The 17,543-nt window shown below is 47.4% G+C and carries 12 protein-coding genes; all 12 read right to left on the bottom strand.

Going from position 1 to position 17,543, the window contains the following annotated elements:
• Nucleotides 1–67: 67 nt before the first annotated feature.
• The 12 genes from fdhF to parE all read right to left on the bottom strand — a co-directional run bounded on the left by fdhF (nt 68) and on the right by parE (nt 17,310).
• Entirely contained in the window at nt 68–2,866 is a 2,799-nt protein-coding gene (gene fdhF, locus MDMS009_RS09435) for a formate dehydrogenase subunit alpha (protein WP_008291763.1), read from the bottom strand.
• Entirely contained in the window at nt 2,866–4,563 is a 1,698-nt protein-coding gene (locus MDMS009_RS09430) for an NAD(P)H-dependent oxidoreductase subunit E (RefSeq protein WP_008291301.1), read from the bottom strand. The genes fdhF and MDMS009_RS09430 overlap by 1 nt, the downstream gene beginning before the upstream one ends.
• Nucleotides 4,564–4,945: 382 nt before the next feature.
• Nucleotides 4,946–5,965: a formate dehydrogenase subunit gamma gene (locus MDMS009_RS09425; RefSeq protein WP_052298160.1), complete on the bottom strand. Its 1,020-nt coding sequence runs from the start codon at nt 5,963–5,965 to the stop codon at nt 4,946–4,948.
• Nucleotides 5,966–5,975: 10 nt separating this feature from the next.
• Nucleotides 5,976–6,155 carry a hypothetical protein gene (locus tag MDMS009_RS09420; RefSeq protein ID WP_008291221.1) on the bottom strand — a complete coding sequence of 60 codons (180 nt, stop codon included), beginning with the start codon at nt 6,153–6,155 and terminating at the stop codon, nt 5,976–5,978.
• Nucleotides 6,156–6,158: 3 nt separating this feature from the next.
• Complete coding sequence (fdh3B, locus tag MDMS009_RS09415) at nt 6,159–6,743, bottom strand: formate dehydrogenase FDH3 subunit beta (RefSeq protein ID WP_008291745.1); 585 nt, start codon at nt 6,741–6,743, stop codon at nt 6,159–6,161.
• An 18-nt stretch (nt 6,744–6,761) separates the two neighbouring features.
• Nucleotides 6,762–9,659 (bottom strand): molybdopterin-dependent oxidoreductase, encoded by a 2,898-nt coding sequence (locus MDMS009_RS09410; RefSeq protein ID WP_008291635.1) that lies wholly within the window; start codon nt 9,657–9,659, stop codon nt 6,762–6,764.
• Nucleotides 9,660–10,034: 375 nt separating this feature from the next.
• Nucleotides 10,035–10,604 carry a TorD/DmsD family molecular chaperone gene (locus MDMS009_RS09400; protein WP_008291474.1) on the bottom strand — a complete coding sequence of 190 codons (570 nt, stop codon included), beginning with the start codon at nt 10,602–10,604 and terminating at the stop codon, nt 10,035–10,037.
• 10 nt (nt 10,605–10,614) lie between these two features.
• Nucleotides 10,615–12,168, bottom strand: coding sequence for a 4Fe-4S binding protein (locus MDMS009_RS16630; RefSeq protein WP_008291313.1), 1,554 nt, complete (start codon nt 12,166–12,168; stop codon nt 10,615–10,617).
• On the bottom strand, nt 12,161–12,625 hold the full coding sequence (locus MDMS009_RS15850; RefSeq protein ID WP_052298159.1) for a DUF3306 domain-containing protein: 465 nt from the start codon (nt 12,623–12,625) through the stop codon (nt 12,161–12,163). The genes MDMS009_RS16630 and MDMS009_RS15850 overlap by 8 nt, the downstream gene beginning before the upstream one ends.
• Nucleotides 12,622–13,095, bottom strand: a complete 474-nt coding sequence (locus MDMS009_RS09385) for a DUF3305 domain-containing protein (RefSeq protein ID WP_008291396.1) — start codon at nt 13,093–13,095, stop codon at nt 12,622–12,624. The genes MDMS009_RS15850 and MDMS009_RS09385 overlap by 4 nt, the downstream gene beginning before the upstream one ends.
• Nucleotides 13,096–13,146: 51 nt before the next feature.
• Entirely contained in the window at nt 13,147–15,387 is a 2,241-nt protein-coding gene (parC, locus tag MDMS009_RS09380; RefSeq protein ID WP_008291549.1) for a DNA topoisomerase IV subunit A, read from the bottom strand.
• Between the two features lie 21 nt (nt 15,388–15,408).
• The gene (gene parE / locus MDMS009_RS09375) at nt 15,409–17,310 is read right to left on the bottom strand and encodes a DNA topoisomerase IV subunit B (protein WP_008291650.1); all 1,902 of its coding nucleotides are present in this window, start codon (nt 17,308–17,310) and stop codon (nt 15,409–15,411) included.
• Nucleotides 17,311–17,543: the final 233 nt, after the last annotated feature.

Below are 17,543 nucleotides of genomic sequence, written 5' to 3'. Positions count from 1 at the left end.
TTAGCAAGAATGTGTGAAAACAGTCATAAAAAAAGGCATCCGGAGATGCCTTTTTCTTTTTTAGCTGTTATACGAGCTGGTTTTTTGACTGACCACCACCATAGCTATAGAACTGCATTGGTTCACCGCCGGGAGTGACGTTAACTGCGCAATACTTGAACTCCGGAATTTTCGCCGCCGGATCCAACGCTGGGTTAGACAATTTATTTACCGCTGCTTCGTAATAACAGAACGCCATAAAGACAGCACCAGTCGGCACGCCAATATCAGCACGAGCCAATACTGAAACACTGCCGCGACGTGTTGACAGGGTAATCAATTCGCCTGGTTTCACTCCCATCTCGTCCATGGTGATCGGATTAATTGTTGCCACAGCTTCAGGCTCTAACGCATCCAACACATTAGAACGTCGTGTCATTGAACCGGTGTGCCAATGCTCCAGCATGCGGCCGGTAATCAACACGAATGGATAGTCATCGTCAGGCCGCTCATCCGGTGCCACAATGTCCGCAGGTACAAATAACCCTCTTCCGCTCGCTGTCGGGAAATCCTGCGTGAAAATCACGTCTTCACCCGGATCACCTTCTTGCTCACAGGGGTAAACCACACTGTGCTCTGCTTCCAATCGATCCCACGTTATGCCGCCCATGGATGGCACCGCTTTACGAATTTCTGCAAATACATCAGCAGGCCCCTGATAATTCCAGTCTAGCCCCAAACGTTTAGCCAATTCTTGAATAATCCACAGATCTTGGCGTGCATCACCCGGCGGGTCAATCGCCTGACGCCCCAATTGGACAAGTCGATCCGTATTCGTGAACGTACCGGTCTTCTCTGGGAACCCCGAAGCTGGTAATACCACATCAGCCAGATAGGCAGTTTCAGTCAAGAAAATATCCTGAACGACCATATGCTTGAGTTCTGACATCGCCTGACGCGCATGATTGGCATCAGGATCCGACATTGCAGGGTTCTCACCCATGATGTACAAACCATGCAAATTACCCGCATGAATCGCATCCATGATTTCGACCACAGTCAAACCGGCTTTCGAATCTATCTTGCCGCCCCACAACGCTTCCATATGACCACGTGCTTCATCATCATCTACCTTGTAATAATCAGGCAAACACATGGGGATAAGCCCCATATCCGAAGCACCTTGAACATTATTTTGGCCACGCAGAGGATGCAACCCCGTACCAGGACGACCGATTTGACCGGTCATTAACGCCAGTGAAATCAAACAACGGGCATTATCGGTTCCATGGATATGTTGAGAAACACCCATACCCCATAAAATCATCGAGCCTTTCGATGTGGCATAAAGTCGCGCCACTTCACGTAATGTTTCAGCAGGAATACCACATACCGGTTCCATCAGCTCAGGCGTGTACTTCTGTAGATGCCGTTTCATTTCATCAAAGCCAGAAGTTCGATCGGCGATGAAGTCTTTATCGACCAATCCTTCTTCAACAATGACGTGCATAATCGCATTCAGCATTGGCACGTCTGAACCCGGCTTGAACTGCAAATGATGTGTCGCTTGCTGCGACAGCTCAGTACCACGCGGATCCATCAGAATCAGTTTAGTACCGTTACGGATCGCATTCTTCATCCATGTTGCACCCACCGGATGATTCACTGTTGGGTTAGCACCAATTAAGACGATAACTTCTGCTTGATCAACATCCGAAACCGGGTTTGAAACAGCACCAGAACCTAAACATTCGAGTAAGGCGACTACCGATGAGGCGTGGCACAAACGTGTACAGTGATCGACATTATTGGTATTAAATCCAACGCGTACTAATTTCTGGAATAAATACGCTTCTTCATTACTCCCCTTAGCACTACCAAAACCCGCCAGTGCATTAGGACCCGCTGAATCACGAATATCGACAAAGCCTTTCGCGGCAAGCGCTAATGCTTCTTCCCATGTCGCTTCGCGGAATACTTTATCGATATCGTTAGGATCCATCGAAAAGTCAGGCGTTTTGGGAGCATCGTCGCGACGGATTAAGGGCTTCGTCAAACGGTGCGGGTGATGTACATAATCGAAACCATAGCGGCCTTTAACACATAAACGACCATGGTTTGCCGGCCCGTCACGTCCCTCAACATACAAAATTTTGTTATCTTTAATGTTGTATGTCAGCTGGCAGCCAACCCCGCAATACGGGCACACTGAGTCGACTTTTTTATCCGGTTCGACCATCGCCACATCATTGGCTGGCATCAATGCACCAGTCGGGCATGCTTCGACGCACTCACCACAGGCTACACAACTGCTTTCACCCATTGGGTCATCAAGATCAAACACAATCTCTGTGTGATTGCCGCGCATGGCAAGACCAATCACATCGTTATTTTGCTCATCACGGCAAGCGCGCACGCAGCGAGTACATTGGATACAAGCATCCATGTTAACGGCAATACCGGGATGCGACAGATCGGCTGGTGCTTGTTTACGTGGTTTAAAGCGAGGAGTGCTGATCTCGAGCTTACCAGCCCAATAATCCAATTCAGAATTCAGCGTATGCGGTTGCTCAGAGACATCTGATTTGAGCATTTCCAGCACTAATTTCTGAGAATGCAGGGCTCGCTGACTTTGCGAGTCAACCTTCATGCCTTCTGACGGATAACGACAGCAGGAAGGCGCTAATACACGTTCGCCGTCAATTTCGACCATACAGGCACGACAGTTTCCGTCCTGACCTTGACGCTCGGAATAACACAAGTGAGGAATTTCAACACCATGACGCTGTGCTGCCTGCAGAATGGTTTCCCCTTCTTCAGCAAACACCGCTTCGCCATTTAGATTAAACGAGACCAATTCATTTTCGATATTAGGGTTGATAGCCATTATTTCAACTCCTCGGGGAAATACTTAATCACACAACGCAGCGGGTTAGGTGCCGCTTGTCCAAGGCCGCAAATCGAGGCATCGACCATGACTTGTGACAATTCTTCGAGTAAATCTTGATCCCACTGTTTTTCTTGCATTAAATTCACCGCTTTCGCTGTGCCTACTCGACATGGTGTACATTGCCCGCACGATTCATCTTCAAAAAACTTCATCGCATTAACGGCAAGCTCACGAGCTTGGTCTTTATCTGAGAACACAACAACGGCTGCAGAACCAATAAAACAGCCATGGTCGTTTAAGGTATCGAAGTCGAGCGGAATATCCCCCATGGATGCCGGCAAAATACCACCCGAAGCACCACCAGGGAAGTAACCATAAAACTCATGGCCATCGAGCATCCCGTCACAGTACTCATCAATCAATTCACGCATGGTAATACCAGCAGGCGCAAGGTGAACGCCCGGCTTATTAACTCGCCCACTGACGGAGAATGAACGCAAACCGGTTCGACCATGGCGACCATGGTCGGTCATACAACTCGCTCCTTTTTCCAGGATGTCACGAACCCAGTATAAAGACTCCATATTATGTTCAAGTGTTGGTCTGCCAAATAAACCAACCTGAGCAACAAATGGTGGACGTAAACGAGGCATACCGCGCTTACCTTCAATCGACTCAATCATCGCCGATTCTTCGCCGCAAATATACGCACCTGCACCTCGGCGTAAATGTAACTTGGGCATATTGGCAACAGGAGGATTGGCTTGTAACTTGGCCATTTCGACTTCGAGCATTTCACGAATGGCTGCGTATTCATCACGCAGGTAGATATACACCTCTTCAATACCGACAGCCCAAGCAGCGATCAATGTCCCCTCAAGGAAGCAATGTGGATCACGATCCAGATAATATTTATCTTTGAATGTGCCCGGCTCGCCCTCATCAATATTCACGGCCATTAATTTAGGAGCGGGTTGGTCTCGTACAATCCGCCATTTGCGACCAACCGGGAAGCCGGCGCCCCCCAAGCCACGTAGGCCTGAGTCATCCATCACATCAAGTACTTTCTCTACCTCAAACTGGCCTTCCATGCACAAACGGTAGGTGTTGTAACCGCCCTGTTCGATATAGCTTTCAAACAAAATGGGGTCAATTTTTTCAGGCTGTACTTGTTTTTTGTCGACAAACTCGATGACTTGCGCCGCATCGGCATGTTCTACTGGATTCATACCGACAACAGCAACCGGCGCTTTGTCACAGCGGCCAATACACGGAACACGCTGGACTCGAACATCTTGGCCTAAACCCTGCTCCAATGAATGGATAAGCTCTTCCGCCCCCAACATCTCACAGGTCATTGAGTCACACACACGTACAGTCAGAGGCGGCGGTGGCGTCTGATCTTCTTTAATGACATCAAAGTGATGATAAAAGGTGGCCACTTCATAGACTTCGGCTCTTGAAAGCTTCATCTCATGTGCCAATGCCACTAAGTGAGGCGCAGAAATGTAGTGATAAAAATCTTGGATTTTATGCAGATGCTCGATGAGCAGATCTTTTTGTCGAGATTCATCACCCAACAATGCTTGCACTTCAGACAAGGCTTTAGGATCAACCTGTCTGCCTTTGCCTACTGCCCGAGGTAGCTTAAGTTCTTTGCCCAGCTTCTGAGCGCTGATTTGCTGCCCACTCATGAAATGTCTCTCTCTTAAATTATGCCATCGTTGGCTTTTGTTATAGTTAAACAGACAAAAATTAGCATGGCTTAGTTTTGTTGTGAAGCGCAAAGAAAGCAATAAATAGAGTCAAAACAATAGTTTGCTATTTTTTGGTGCAGACTCTTAGGTCAACTTCAACGAATTCGCACTAAATCCATGCAATTTTGTAAGTAAAATACAAAATATTTGCACCGTCTCAAAATAGACAATTCGATAAGCTATTGATATTAGTAAAAAGTAGTATATAAGCACAAGAAAAGTGCAAGGTATTGAGATTATTCAAGAAAATAATTGAACACAACAGCATAATTAACCAAGCTGGGGGCGTAATTATGCCAATTTGCGCAAATTTAGCGGATTATTCTTCTTTTTTATTGTGCTCATTCGACTGTTGTTGTACGTCCTGCAACCACAAATCATGATGTTGTTCGGCCCATGCCACATCCACTTGTCCCGTTGTCATTCCTTCAAGCGCCCCTTCGGTCCCGATTGTGCCGATATAAATATGACCGAATGAGAATGAAATCAGTACCAGCCCAGTCAGCAAGTGGATAATGTGAGCTATCTGAATAATTTCACGTTCTTGATTGAAATTAGGGAAATCCAGCACTAAACCTGAAAAACACAGGGCGACACCCGCTGTTGCTAAAGTCCAATACCAGACTTTTTCACCACCATTCATTCTGCCAGCTGAAGGATGCTTGTCTCCTACCATGCCACCAAAAGCCTTAAACCATTCGATATCAGTTTTGGTGAAGAAATTGTGTTTGAACCACTTAATCAAAATGGTAAACAGCGCGACCATGAACACGGGACCCAAAATATTGTGTAGCCACTTCGCGATAGATGCGTAAGCAGAAAAGCCGGGGTAGCCCATTAACGGAATCAACACATGCCGGCCGTAGAGTAAACTCAGTCCGGTAATCCCCAAAATGATGAATAAACTGGCTGTAGTCCAGTGCAAGCGTCTCTCGTTCAAGGTCCAGCGCTCGATGGTTTTACCTGAACGCGGATGCGTTAACTCAACGCGACCTCTGGCAATATAAAAACCGAGAATAGCAACCAAAACAAACGCTAATAACCAACTACCATACGTTGCCATTGGGCCATTACGTAACTGTCGCCAGTTTTGTCCTGAGCCTTGAATTAACTCGTTTGTTTCACGACCTTTAACGGCTGTATAACCTTCATTTGCCTGTCTGACCTGACGCCATGTATCTGAGCGTGGATTGGTGGTTTGTTCGGCCTGCTGCTCTGCCTGAGCAAAAGCATTAACAACATAGCCTGATAAAGGCAAAACCAGAATCGCCAATAGCATGATAACTCCAGTCCAAGTCATCATTTTCTTGCGTCTGTTAAAGGCTGTTGTCGCCGACATAATTCCTCCGCTAGCGGTCGGTCTGAACTTGGTTGAAGCGCCGTTTCAGCACCTCAGCACGCTCTTCGGGTGTGTTGGCATGATAATCCGGGTTACCTTTGTACTCACCCGCTTCATGCAAAGTGACATCAGTATCTTCGTAACAGGCGGTTAAACCCAGCATGGCAATAATAATCAGCGTCTGTTTCATGACTTAGTCTTTATAAGCTGTATTCCAGCCCCAGCTGTCAGGACGACCACCACGACGAACGACTCGGCTACGGAATAAATCTGCAACGATATCGCCATCACCCGCGATCAATGCTTTTGTCGAGCACATTTCAGCACATAATGGCAGTTTGCCTTCTGCAAGACGGTTACGGCCGTATTTATCCAACTCTTCTTGTGAGTTGTCTTCTTCAGGGCCACCCGCACAGAATGTACATTTATCCATTTTCCCTCGTGCGCCAAAGGCGCCTTCCTGAGGGTATTGCGGTGCACCAAACGGGCAGGCATAGAAGCAATAGCCACAGCCAATGCAAATATCTTTGTCGTGCAGCACCACACCATCATCGGTGGTGTAGAAACAGTCGACAGGGCAAACCGCCTGACAAGGCGCATCAGTACAATGCATACAGGCTACTGAGATCGATTTTTCACCCGGTAAACCATCATCAATAGTGACCACTCGGCGGCGGTTCACGCCCCAAGGGACTTCATGCTCGTTTTTACACGCCGTGACACAGGCGTTGCACTCAATACAACGTTCGGCATCACATAAAAACTTCATTCGAGCCATGATAAAACCTCTTAAATCTTAAGCTGCACGTACGCGGCACAGAGACACTTTTGTCTCCTGCATCGCGGTGACCGAGTCATAACCATAAGTAAACACAACATTACAAGACTCACCTAATACATGTGGTGCCGTTCCTTCCGGGTATTTGTCATGTAAGTTCTCGCCTTGGTAGTGTCCACCAAAGTGAAACGGCATAAATACCACGCCGCGCTCTACCCTTTCAGTCACAAATGCCATGACCTTAATAGAGCCACCCTCGGGACCATCGACCCAGACTTGTTCGCCGTGTGTAACACCCGCGTTATTGGCGTCAGCTGGATTAATTTCAATAAACATATCCTGCTGCAGCTCTGCTAGCCACGGGTTAGAACGTGTTTCATCACCACCACCTTCGTATTCCACCAAACGACCACTGGTCATTAATAGGGGGTAGTCTTGGGTAAAGTCTTTTGCCTGAATCGACCCATAACGCGTCGGCAGACGGTAGAAACTACGACGGTCTTCATAGGTTGGGTATTTCTCAACCAAATCGTGGCGGTTGGTATACAGCGCTTCACGATGAATTGGTACCGGATCAGGGAACTGCCAGACAATTGCCCGAGCTTTGGCGTTACCGTATGGCGCACAACCATGATTAATGACTACACGTTGAATACCACCCGACAGATCTGTTTTCCAGTTTTTGCCTTCCGCTTCTTGTTGTTCTTCTGCGGTCAACTCATGCCACCAGCCAAGCTCTTTCAGCATGTCAGCAGTGAACTCAGGATAACCATCCTCGATATCTGACCCTGCTGTATAGGAATTTTCAGCAAGAATATTGACGCCATTGTGCTCTACACCAAAACGGGCACGGAATGGCAAGCCACCCTCAGAAACAGGAACCGATGTGTCATACAAAATCGGGCTGCCTGGATGTTTCATTTCAGCCGTGCCCCAACATGGCCAAGGCAAGCCATAGTATTCGCCATCACATGGACCACCTTGTGCTCTCAGTGTGGTTTTGTCGAAAGTGTGCAGATTTGCCGCTTGTAGCTTCATGCGCTCTGGCGTCTGGCCTGTGTAGCCTACTGTCCACATGCCACGATTAAATTCTCGCGTTATGTCTTCAATATATGGCTCTTCGCCATTTACCGTAATATTCTTACAAAGCTCTTTTTCATAGCCGAACTTCTTGGCAAATTTATAAATAATCGTGTGATCGGGCAGTGATTCAAACAAGGGTGAAATGATCTGCTCACGCCACTGCACAGAACGGTTAGATGAGGTGACTGATCCGTAGGTTTCAAATTGCGTTGCTGCAGGTAAGAGATAGACACCATCAGTGCGATCGTTCATGACAGCAGAGACCGTTGGGTAAGGATCGACAATGACCAGCAAATCCAGCTTTTCCATTGCCGCTTTCATTTCAGGGCCACGGGTCTGGCTGTTCGGTGCGTGCCCCCACAGTACCATCGCTTTGATTGCTTCTTTTTGGGCAATGTTTTCTTTGTCTTCTAAGACACCATCGATCCAGCGCGATACCGGAATACCATTGGTAAACATCGGCGTTGCGCCACTGCCACCGGTTGTGCCTTCTTCGCCCTCAACTTCACTGACTTCGTAGGACTGTTGATCAAAACGATTTTTAAGCCAGTCGAAATCAACATCCCATACTCTGGCCCAATGTTTCCAGGCACCTTCCGAGAGGCCATAATAACCGGGTAAGGTGTGTGATAAGACACCTAAGTCAGTTGCTCCCTGAACATTGTCGTGACCACGGAAGATGTTGGTACCTCCGCCTGACACACCCATATTGCCCAGAGCCAACTGGAATATGCAGTAAGCACGGGTATTATTGTTACCGATGGTGTGCTGGGTCCCCCCCATACACCAGACAAAAGTACCCGGACGATGTTCAGCCATGGTTTTTGCGGCTTGATAAACGTCTTTTTCTTTTGCGCCACTGACGCGCTCAACTTCTGCGGGATCCCACTTTGCGACTTCCTTGCGGATTTCATCCATGCCGTAAACACGCTGCTCGATGAATTTTTTATCTTCCCAGCCATTTTTAAAGATGTGCCAGAGCATACCCCAGACAAACGGCACGTCAGTACCAGGACGAATTCGAATAAACTGATCAGCGTGGGCAGCAGTACGAGTGAAGCGTGGATCAACCACAATCACTGGTGCGCCGCGTTCTTTACCACGGAAAATATGCTGTAACGACACAGGGTGTGCCTCAGCCGGGTTTGCACCAATGATGAAAATTGCTTTCGAGTTGTGGATGTCGTTGTAAGAATTCGTCATCGCACCGTAGCCCCAGGTGTTTGCTACCCCGGCGACAGTGGTTGAGTGACAAATGCGCGCTTGGTGGTCAACATTATTTGACCCCCACAATGCAGCAAACTTACGGAACAGATAGGCCTGTTCGTTGGAATATTTCGCTGACCCTAGCCAATAAACTGAATCGGGGCCAGACTTTTCTCGTATATCGAGCATCTGATCGCCGATTTCATCGATCGCCTGCTCCCAAGAAACACGAGTCCATTTACCATTTACTTTTTTCAGGGGATATTTAAGTCGCTTATCACCATGACCGTGCTCACGGACCGATGCCCCTTTAGCGCAGTGAGAACCTAAGTTAAACGGATGCTCGAAACTTGGCTCCTGACCAATCCAGACCCCATTTTGAACTTCCGCAACCACACCACAGCCAACGCTACAATGTGTACATACGCTACGTTTCTTAGTGATATCACCATCATCATAGCTGTGCATTTTGCTTTCTGCTGCTTCTGCTTTTTGCATCATGGCAGGCGGCAGCATTGACATAAATGCGGCACCACCAGCGGCAATACCAGAACCTTTCAGAAATGCACGACGATTAACAGCGTTTGCAGACGATGTTGAGGCTGATTGTCTTTTGGTCAGTTTCATGGCGAACTCAGCGGCTAAAATTCAGCTAGATGGTAATAGGTATCAACATGCTTCGTACGCTGATACCCCTTAGAGGTGGGCTTTTCTTCAATGCTTTCCGGTGTCTCACTAGGCGCAGCTTGAACCATGCCAGATGTGGCAACAATGGCAGTAGTACCGCCGACTACGGAAGTCAGTTTTTGTAGGAAATCCCTGCGTGAACGGGAAGATTGGGTGCTCATGACGCTCTCCAATTCAATGAATGTGCATACGATGAAAAGAGTTGCTTGCCAGAGAGACAAGCCGTGCATCTTTGCACATCTGGTTTACTTATAAAGTATCGCTCAGCTAGCCCTGTGTATCAAGCATTTCAACACAAATTATGTAAATTAATGCCTATTTCAGTAATTGCGTTTCTAACTTGAGAAATTGCTTGGCAAATCCTGCAACGCTTCGGTAAAAAACAGCATTCTTGGCAACCGCCAGATCGGAAAAAAACCTTTCCGCCCATGGCTGAATATGTCTGTTAAAAAATGTTGAAGCATCAACAACGGGCGTACCTTGCGCAGATAGAATCAGTCTCATCACATCAAATTCCGCAGCGATATGGTCTTCTGGCTCTTTTTTATCGTCTTGCCGCTCTAAGCCCAGCTGGGCCAGATCTTTGCGTAACAACGCCAATGGTTTTTCATTCAAAAAGCCTGTTTGATAAAACGAGCCATAAGGAATTATTTCACCCTGCGTCAAGCCAATAAACAAAGCGTGATACTCCGAGTTCAAAGCATCTTTTTCAACCTGTTTGGCAGCGGTCTGTAATGCTAACCAGGCTTGCCCCATGGCAGACTCAGGTTCGGTCACATCCACTTCTGCAATATTGTCTAACAAGGCTATTTGCGGTGGTGCGGCTAACAATGTCGCTAATAAAGCGTAGTGCTGCGCACGCCACTGTTCTTGGTTTTCACTCATTTTTTGCCTTTTATGAATCTTTGAACATGGCTTTAACGCGACAATCTTCGCACATTTTTAGCCTTTCTAAAGCAGCGCCCTGAAACATGTGATGACCTGATAATTTTTCCATCATGGTATCGATCATTTTTTGCGTAGCAAACGGTTTATGGCAGCCAATACAATGAAAAATGGCTTCTTCATTGAGAATACGTTTTTGTCTGGCTTGCTCACGCTCAAACAAATAACGGGGACTCAACGTAATCGCATCTTCCGGGCAAGCAGTGTCGCAGATACCGCACTGCACACACAGATCTTCAATAAAGTTCAGTTGCGGCTTATCCACACCATCGACCACCGCACCGACAGGGCACACCGAAACACAGGACATACATAACGTACACGCTTGCTTATCGACTTCTATTTCACCGAATGCAGCTTCAGTAGTGAGTTTAACCTCAGTCACTTTTTGCGGTGCGTGCTGATGTAAGTGCGTTAATGCCATCGATGTCATGCGACGTTTATCATCAACGCCTGCATATTTTGCTGCAGTTATCGGCATATTCGTCACCGTTTGTGACAAGGCCTTTTGTACTGACTCGAAGTCTTTATAATCAAGGTATTGCAGGCGATCGTGACCAAAACCGAGTGACGCTACAATGGTGTTGGTTTCCTCAATTTTTGCTTGTACTTCTTGCCAGTCATGATCGTCATGACTGCCGGCATCCCACACATGCACTCGTCCCACGCCGTAAGCTAAAGCCGTTAACCAGAACGGCATACCCAACGCCCCTATTTCTTCAACCGAAAAAGGCACAACATTGTCAGCTAATGCCCAATCGTAAGCTTCCAGCAAGGTTTGAGCGCGACTTTCATCATGGATCAGCAACTGCGGCGCGTCTGATGACTGCTCAAAGTAGCTTTGCAACATCTCACGGAAACGATTAATGCTGATATCCAATGTGGGTAAAGCATAACTTATCGCACCAGATGGGCAGACAACCGTGCAACTGCCACACCCCTGACAAAGGGAAGGGTTAACATTGATTAAGTCCCAACCACTGCTTTCAACGGCACCGGCCGGACAGGCATCAATACAGTTCGTGCAGCCCTTCACACCGCGACGTCCATGTGCACAGATATCGGCGTTGTAATTAAAAAATTTGGGTTTATCAAAAACCCCCACTAAATCTGGTAACTGCTGTAAGGCTTCGACTAACGCCTGTTTATCCTCACCGGGAGCGAAGTAGCCCAGTGGCGGTACAACTGTTGTGATTTTTGGCTGCGGACTTAAATCTAAAACCAGATCAACCGTTAGCTCATGATCAGAGAAAGTAGCCTTAAAGTCACCTAACCAGCCCGTTAACGATGAAGGCGGTTGTTTAATGATGGTGACTGATTCATCGGCATCAACAGGCGTATCGTCAGTACTAAAACAATACAACTCCAGTGATGCCAGCTGAGGTAACACAGCATTTAAGCTTACTGTATCCCCCAGCACTAAACATCGACCGGCCGACTCGAACTCGATGTACTCTGCTGGTTCGAAAACTTTCTTTCCGGCTTCTAACACGGCTTTATACAATTCCGTCGTCCTCTTTATCGCTGGGTTTTATCTCAGTGTGCTCTGCTGCTGAAGATGATTGTGTTTTTTCTTGATTAGCTTCATCTGGTCGCGTTTTTTCTTCCGCCAGCTTTAACATGCGCTTCATTTCATGCGTCACGATATTGCCAAGACTGGCAAATTGCGTGAAGTCATCATCATATTCATTCAGACCATCACGGATATTAAATTCGGGTTTTCGAAATAATTTACGTAAAGCCGCTTTTTTCGTTTCTGCGTCAACATCTTCTTGCTGCCATATGGGCAAAGGTCGCTCTGTTTGTGGCGGCATTTCCGAATCGGCGGCGCTTTCTTCATTAGACTCAACAGAGGGCTCATGTGGTTGAACGCTGTCTGAATCAGATCCGGGATCTTGTTGACGCTTTCTTTGCGACCAGCGTAATAAAAAACCGGGTTCATTATCGGTCTCACGACTCATGTTGCTTCACCCTCGTCAGCATCGTGCCACTTACGACGTTTACGCTTTTTAGGGGCGGCCGGTATGTAATGTGCTACGACAAAATGTTCCAGCCAAACACATAAAGCATCAGCCAGGGGTGCGTCTAAAACCGTTTCACCTGTTTCCATATACGCAGCGGCTTGATCAAAATCTACCGTCATTAACATCGGAGCAAGTTCACCCGCGTCTTGACTACAGACTAGATAAACTTTGGGCTGCTCAGCCATCAAATTGAGGTAATAAGCATCGCAGTGTTGTTTGTGAAGTATTAACTGCAATTCGGTGAGATAGACTAATTCGCCTTGCTCTGACGCCTTCGTCAGCGTGCTTTGGTCCAAACCGGGTAAGGTCCCGACTAGCGACCATACGTTTTTGACCCAACGATTAACGCTCGGTTTACGCAGTAAAACTGCGGTAACAGCAAATTGGTCTGAGGGTGAATCAAGCATGGCGATGAAACGGCAAGTAAGAATCTAGATGATAGCAAATTTCAACCAGTTTTACTCGGCGACTTCAACACCCGTTACTTTTTGTAAGCCCCGTGGAAGCTTATGTCCTCGCTTACCTCGTTCACCTGCATAATGTTCAAGATCCGCCGGTTTCAGAGTTAAATGACGTCGTCCCGCATGCAGGGTCAAACTACGTTGCTGCGGCACAATAATGACTGACTGCATCCACTCCTGACCACCGGTAAACCGTGCTTGTGGAATATTAATCAGACGAACCCCTTTACCTTTATTCAACGTAGGAATTTCACTGGCTGCAAAGACTAATAAACGACCATCCCCCGATGCCACGGCCATCTGATCATTATCCTGATCCTCAAGCAGTAAAGGTGGCAATATTTGTGCTCCTTTAGGCAAGTTAAACAAAGCTTTACCTGCTTTATTCTTCGCCAGCAGGTTTTCCAAGGTCGTGACAAACCCATAACCAGCCGTATTTGTCAGCAAAATCGTTTTATCAGCTTCCACCGCCAGCACCGAGACAAAGCGCACTTCAGGTGCAGACTGTAAGCGCCCGCTTAATGGCTCTCCCTGCCCGCGTGCCGATGGCAAAGTGTGAGCGGATAAAGAGTAACTTCGACCCGTTTCATCAAGGAAAACGATTTGTTGATTACTGCGCGCTTTGACCGAGGTCAAATAACGATCGCCAGTACGGAAATTTAACGATGTCGGATCAACATCATGGCCTTTCGCCGCTTTCACCCAGCCACTTTCTGACAAAACGATGGTTAACGGTTCGGTTGGCAATAACTCAGTGGCATCCAACGCTTTGGAAGCTTTACGCTCGACAATTTGTGAGCGTCTGTCATCACCAAATTTTTCTGCATCGGCGGTCAGTTCTTTGCGAATCAGGGTTTTCAGGCGCGTGTCCGAACTAAGCAACAACTCCAGTTGTTTACGTTCTTTGCTGAGTTCATCCATCTCACCACGGATTTTCATTTCTTCCAGCTTAGCCAAATGGCGTAAGCGTAATTCAAGAATCGATTCAGCCTGACGGTCAGTGATGCTAAAACGCTCCATCATCACCGCTTTCGGATCGTCTTCATGTCGAATAATGGCAATGACTTCATCGATATTGAGGTAGGCAATTAACAAACCTTCCAGCACGTGCATCCGATCCAGCACTTTATCCAGTCGGTACTGCAAACGACGGCGCACGGTTTCAACCCGGTAGCCAAGCCATTCAATCAGCATATCGCGCAGGTTTTTAACCTGAGGTCTGCCATCCATGCCAATCATGTTCATATTGACGCGGTGACTGCGTTCCAGATCCGTTGTCGCAAATAAATGCGACATCAAACTATCAATATCTACCCGATTAGAGCGAGGCACGATGACCAGCCGAACAGGATGTTCATGGTCAGATTCATCACGCAAATCTGCCACCATAGGTAGTTTTTTCGCATTCATTTGGGCAGCAATTTGCTCAAGAATTTTGGCGCCGGATACCTGATAAGGCAAGGCATCAATAATGATCTCACCGTCTTCCTTATTGTAAGAAGCGCGTTGTTTTACCGAACCATGCCCAGTTTCATAAATCTTGCGGATTTCATCCTGACTGGAAATGATTTCTGCACCCGTTGGAAAGTCCGGCCCCTGAATATCTTCCAGCAGTTCATCAAGTGTTACGCGTGGCGATTTGAGTAACTTCAGACTAGCACTCACCACTTCTCTAAGGTTATGTGGCGGGATATCCGTTGCCATACCTACCGCAATACCAGTAGTGCCATTGAGTAATAGATTTGGCAGCCGTGCAGGTAACAGAGAGGGCTCATCCATCGTGCCATCAAAATTAGGCACCCAATCGGCCGTGCCTTGACCTAATTCACTTAATAACACTTGCGCATAAGGCGCCAAACGCGCTTCGGTATAACGCATAGCGGCAAAAGATTTGGGATCATCCATCGACCCCCAGTTACCTTGCCCGTCAATTAAGGTATAACGATATGAGAATGGCTGCGCCATCAATACCATGGCTTCATAACAGGCGGAATCACCGTGCGGATGATATTTACCCAACACATCACCTACCGTACGGGCAGACTTTTTATGTTTGGATAAAGCGCTCAGACCTAACTCTGACATCGCATAGACAATGCGACGCTGTACCGGTTTCAGACCATCGCCAATGTGCGGCAAGGCTCGATCCAGAATGACATACATCGAGTAATCCAGATACGCCTTCTCGGTAAAGTCGCGTAGCGGCTGTTGTTCCAAATCATCGACGATAATAGTCATTACTTAAGTCTCTGTTGCATATTACAAAGCGGCTAAATCAGCCAAATCACCATGTTGTTCAAGCCAGGATTTACGATCGGAAGCACGCTTTTTAGCCAACAATTTATCCAAGGTCATCATAGTATCGTCTTCGGCGCTGATGGTTAGCCTGATAAGACGCCGCGTATCCGGTGCCATTGTGGTTTCACGCAATTGCATTGGATTCATTTCACCCAGGCCTTTAAATCGCTGAGTACTCACTTTACCTTTGATCTTCTCTTTTTCAATCCGATCCAGAATAATCTGGCGCTCTTCATCATCCAAGGCATAAAAAATCTGTTTGCCAACATCAATACGATACAAAGGTGGCATGGCGACACAAATATGACCGGCTTCGACCAGAGGGCGGAAATGTCTGACGAATAATGCACATAATAAGGTGGCGATGTGGGCACCATCTGAGTCCGCATCCGCCAGAATACAGATCTTGCCATAGCGCAGACCAGCCAGATCATCTGAGCCGGGATCGACACCGATCGCCACAGCAATATCGTGAACTTCCTGTGACGCCAAAACCTGTGTGGGTTCGACTTCCCATGTATTTAGAATTTTACCGCGTAGCGGCATGATAGCCTGGAATTCGCGACTGCGACCTTGTTTTGCGCTGCCGCCAGCCGAGTCCCCTTCCACTAGAAATAATTCTGTGCGGGCCGGATCTTGCGAGGTGCAGTCAGCTAACTTGCCTGGTAAAGCCGGGCCCGATTGAACCCGTTTACGTACGACTTTCTTGGCTTGTTTAAGTCGAGATTGTGCGTTGTTGATGGCAAGATCAGCAATCTTCTCACCATCTTCAACATGGTGATTGAGCCACAAGCTGAATGAATCTTTTACGACGCCTGACACAAAGCCTGCACACTGACGTGATGACAATCGTTCTTTGGTTTGCCCGGAAAATTGCGGATCTTCTAATTTAACTGACAACACATAACAACAGCGTTCCCACACATCTTCAGGTGCCAGTTTCACGCCTCGTGGTAACAGGTTTCGAAATTCACAAAACTCACGTAAGGCTTCTAACACACCTGAACGCAAACCATTAACATGCGTCCCGCCTTGTGCGGTAGGAATCAGGTTAACGTAGCTCTCTGCTAACACTTCTCCCGGCTCTAATTGCCACATTAACGCCCAGTCAGCTTCTTCGCTATCATCGCCGACATGGCCAACAAAAGGCGTGGCAGGTACGCAGGGTTCATCGGTCATCGCTACTGCTAAATAGGATTTCAAGCCATCCTCATAGCACCAGCGATCTTCCACTTTTTCTTTGCCAGAAAGATCAGTAAAGGTCACGATCAAGCCTGGACACAAGACAGCCTTGGCTCGCAGTACATGGCGCAGCCGTGAAACTAAAAATTTGGGTGAATCAAAAAACGAGGCTTCCGGCCAAAAGCGTACTGTGGTTCCGGTATTGCGTTTACCGACAGTACCTATCTCGGTAAGCGATTCTTTCAGAGCACCTTGCTCAAAAGCAATCTGATATTCAGTTGCATTGCGGCGAATTTTGACATCCAGACGCGATGATAAAGCATTGACCACCGACACCCCAACGCCATGCAACCCACCTGAAAATCGATAGTTTTTATTAGAAAACTTTCCTCCGGCATGCAGGCGAGTCAGAATCACTTCAACACCGGGCACGCCTTCTTCTGGATGCATATCTACCGGCATCCCACGACCATCATCACTCACTTCCAGAGAATTATCAGGATGAAGTATGACCTGCAACTGGCGCGCATGACCGGCTATTGCCTCATCCACACTGTTATCGATGACTTCTTGAGCTAAATGATTTGGTCGGGTTGTGTCGGTGTACATGCCCGGTCGTTTGCGTACCGGTTCAAGTCCTGTGAGAACCTCAATGGCCGAGGCATCGTATGTATTTGTCATCGTTTCGAAATCAACTTGAATTTATCCCCACCGAAGATTATCAGGATAGAAGCCTAACACACAACATTGTCAACATTTTTAGCAAATCCGTTACCGCTGGAGTGGATTATGCTGACAAGATTCTGCCTTAGTGCGGCGTACTACTTATCTACTAAACTATCTGCTTTCAGCTTGCAGTGCCAGTCAGCTTCACCACTATTCCTCAACTCCATCACAGCACTCGAGTTGTAAAA

Origin of the sequence: Methylophaga thiooxydans DMS010 (genome assembly GCF_000156355.1) — a bacterium.
GTDB classification, from domain to species: domain Bacteria; phylum Pseudomonadota; class Gammaproteobacteria; order Nitrosococcales; family Methylophagaceae; genus Methylophaga; species Methylophaga thiooxydans.
Note: the sequence above shows the minus strand (reverse complement) of the source record. Positions and strands in the feature narration are given on the sequence as shown.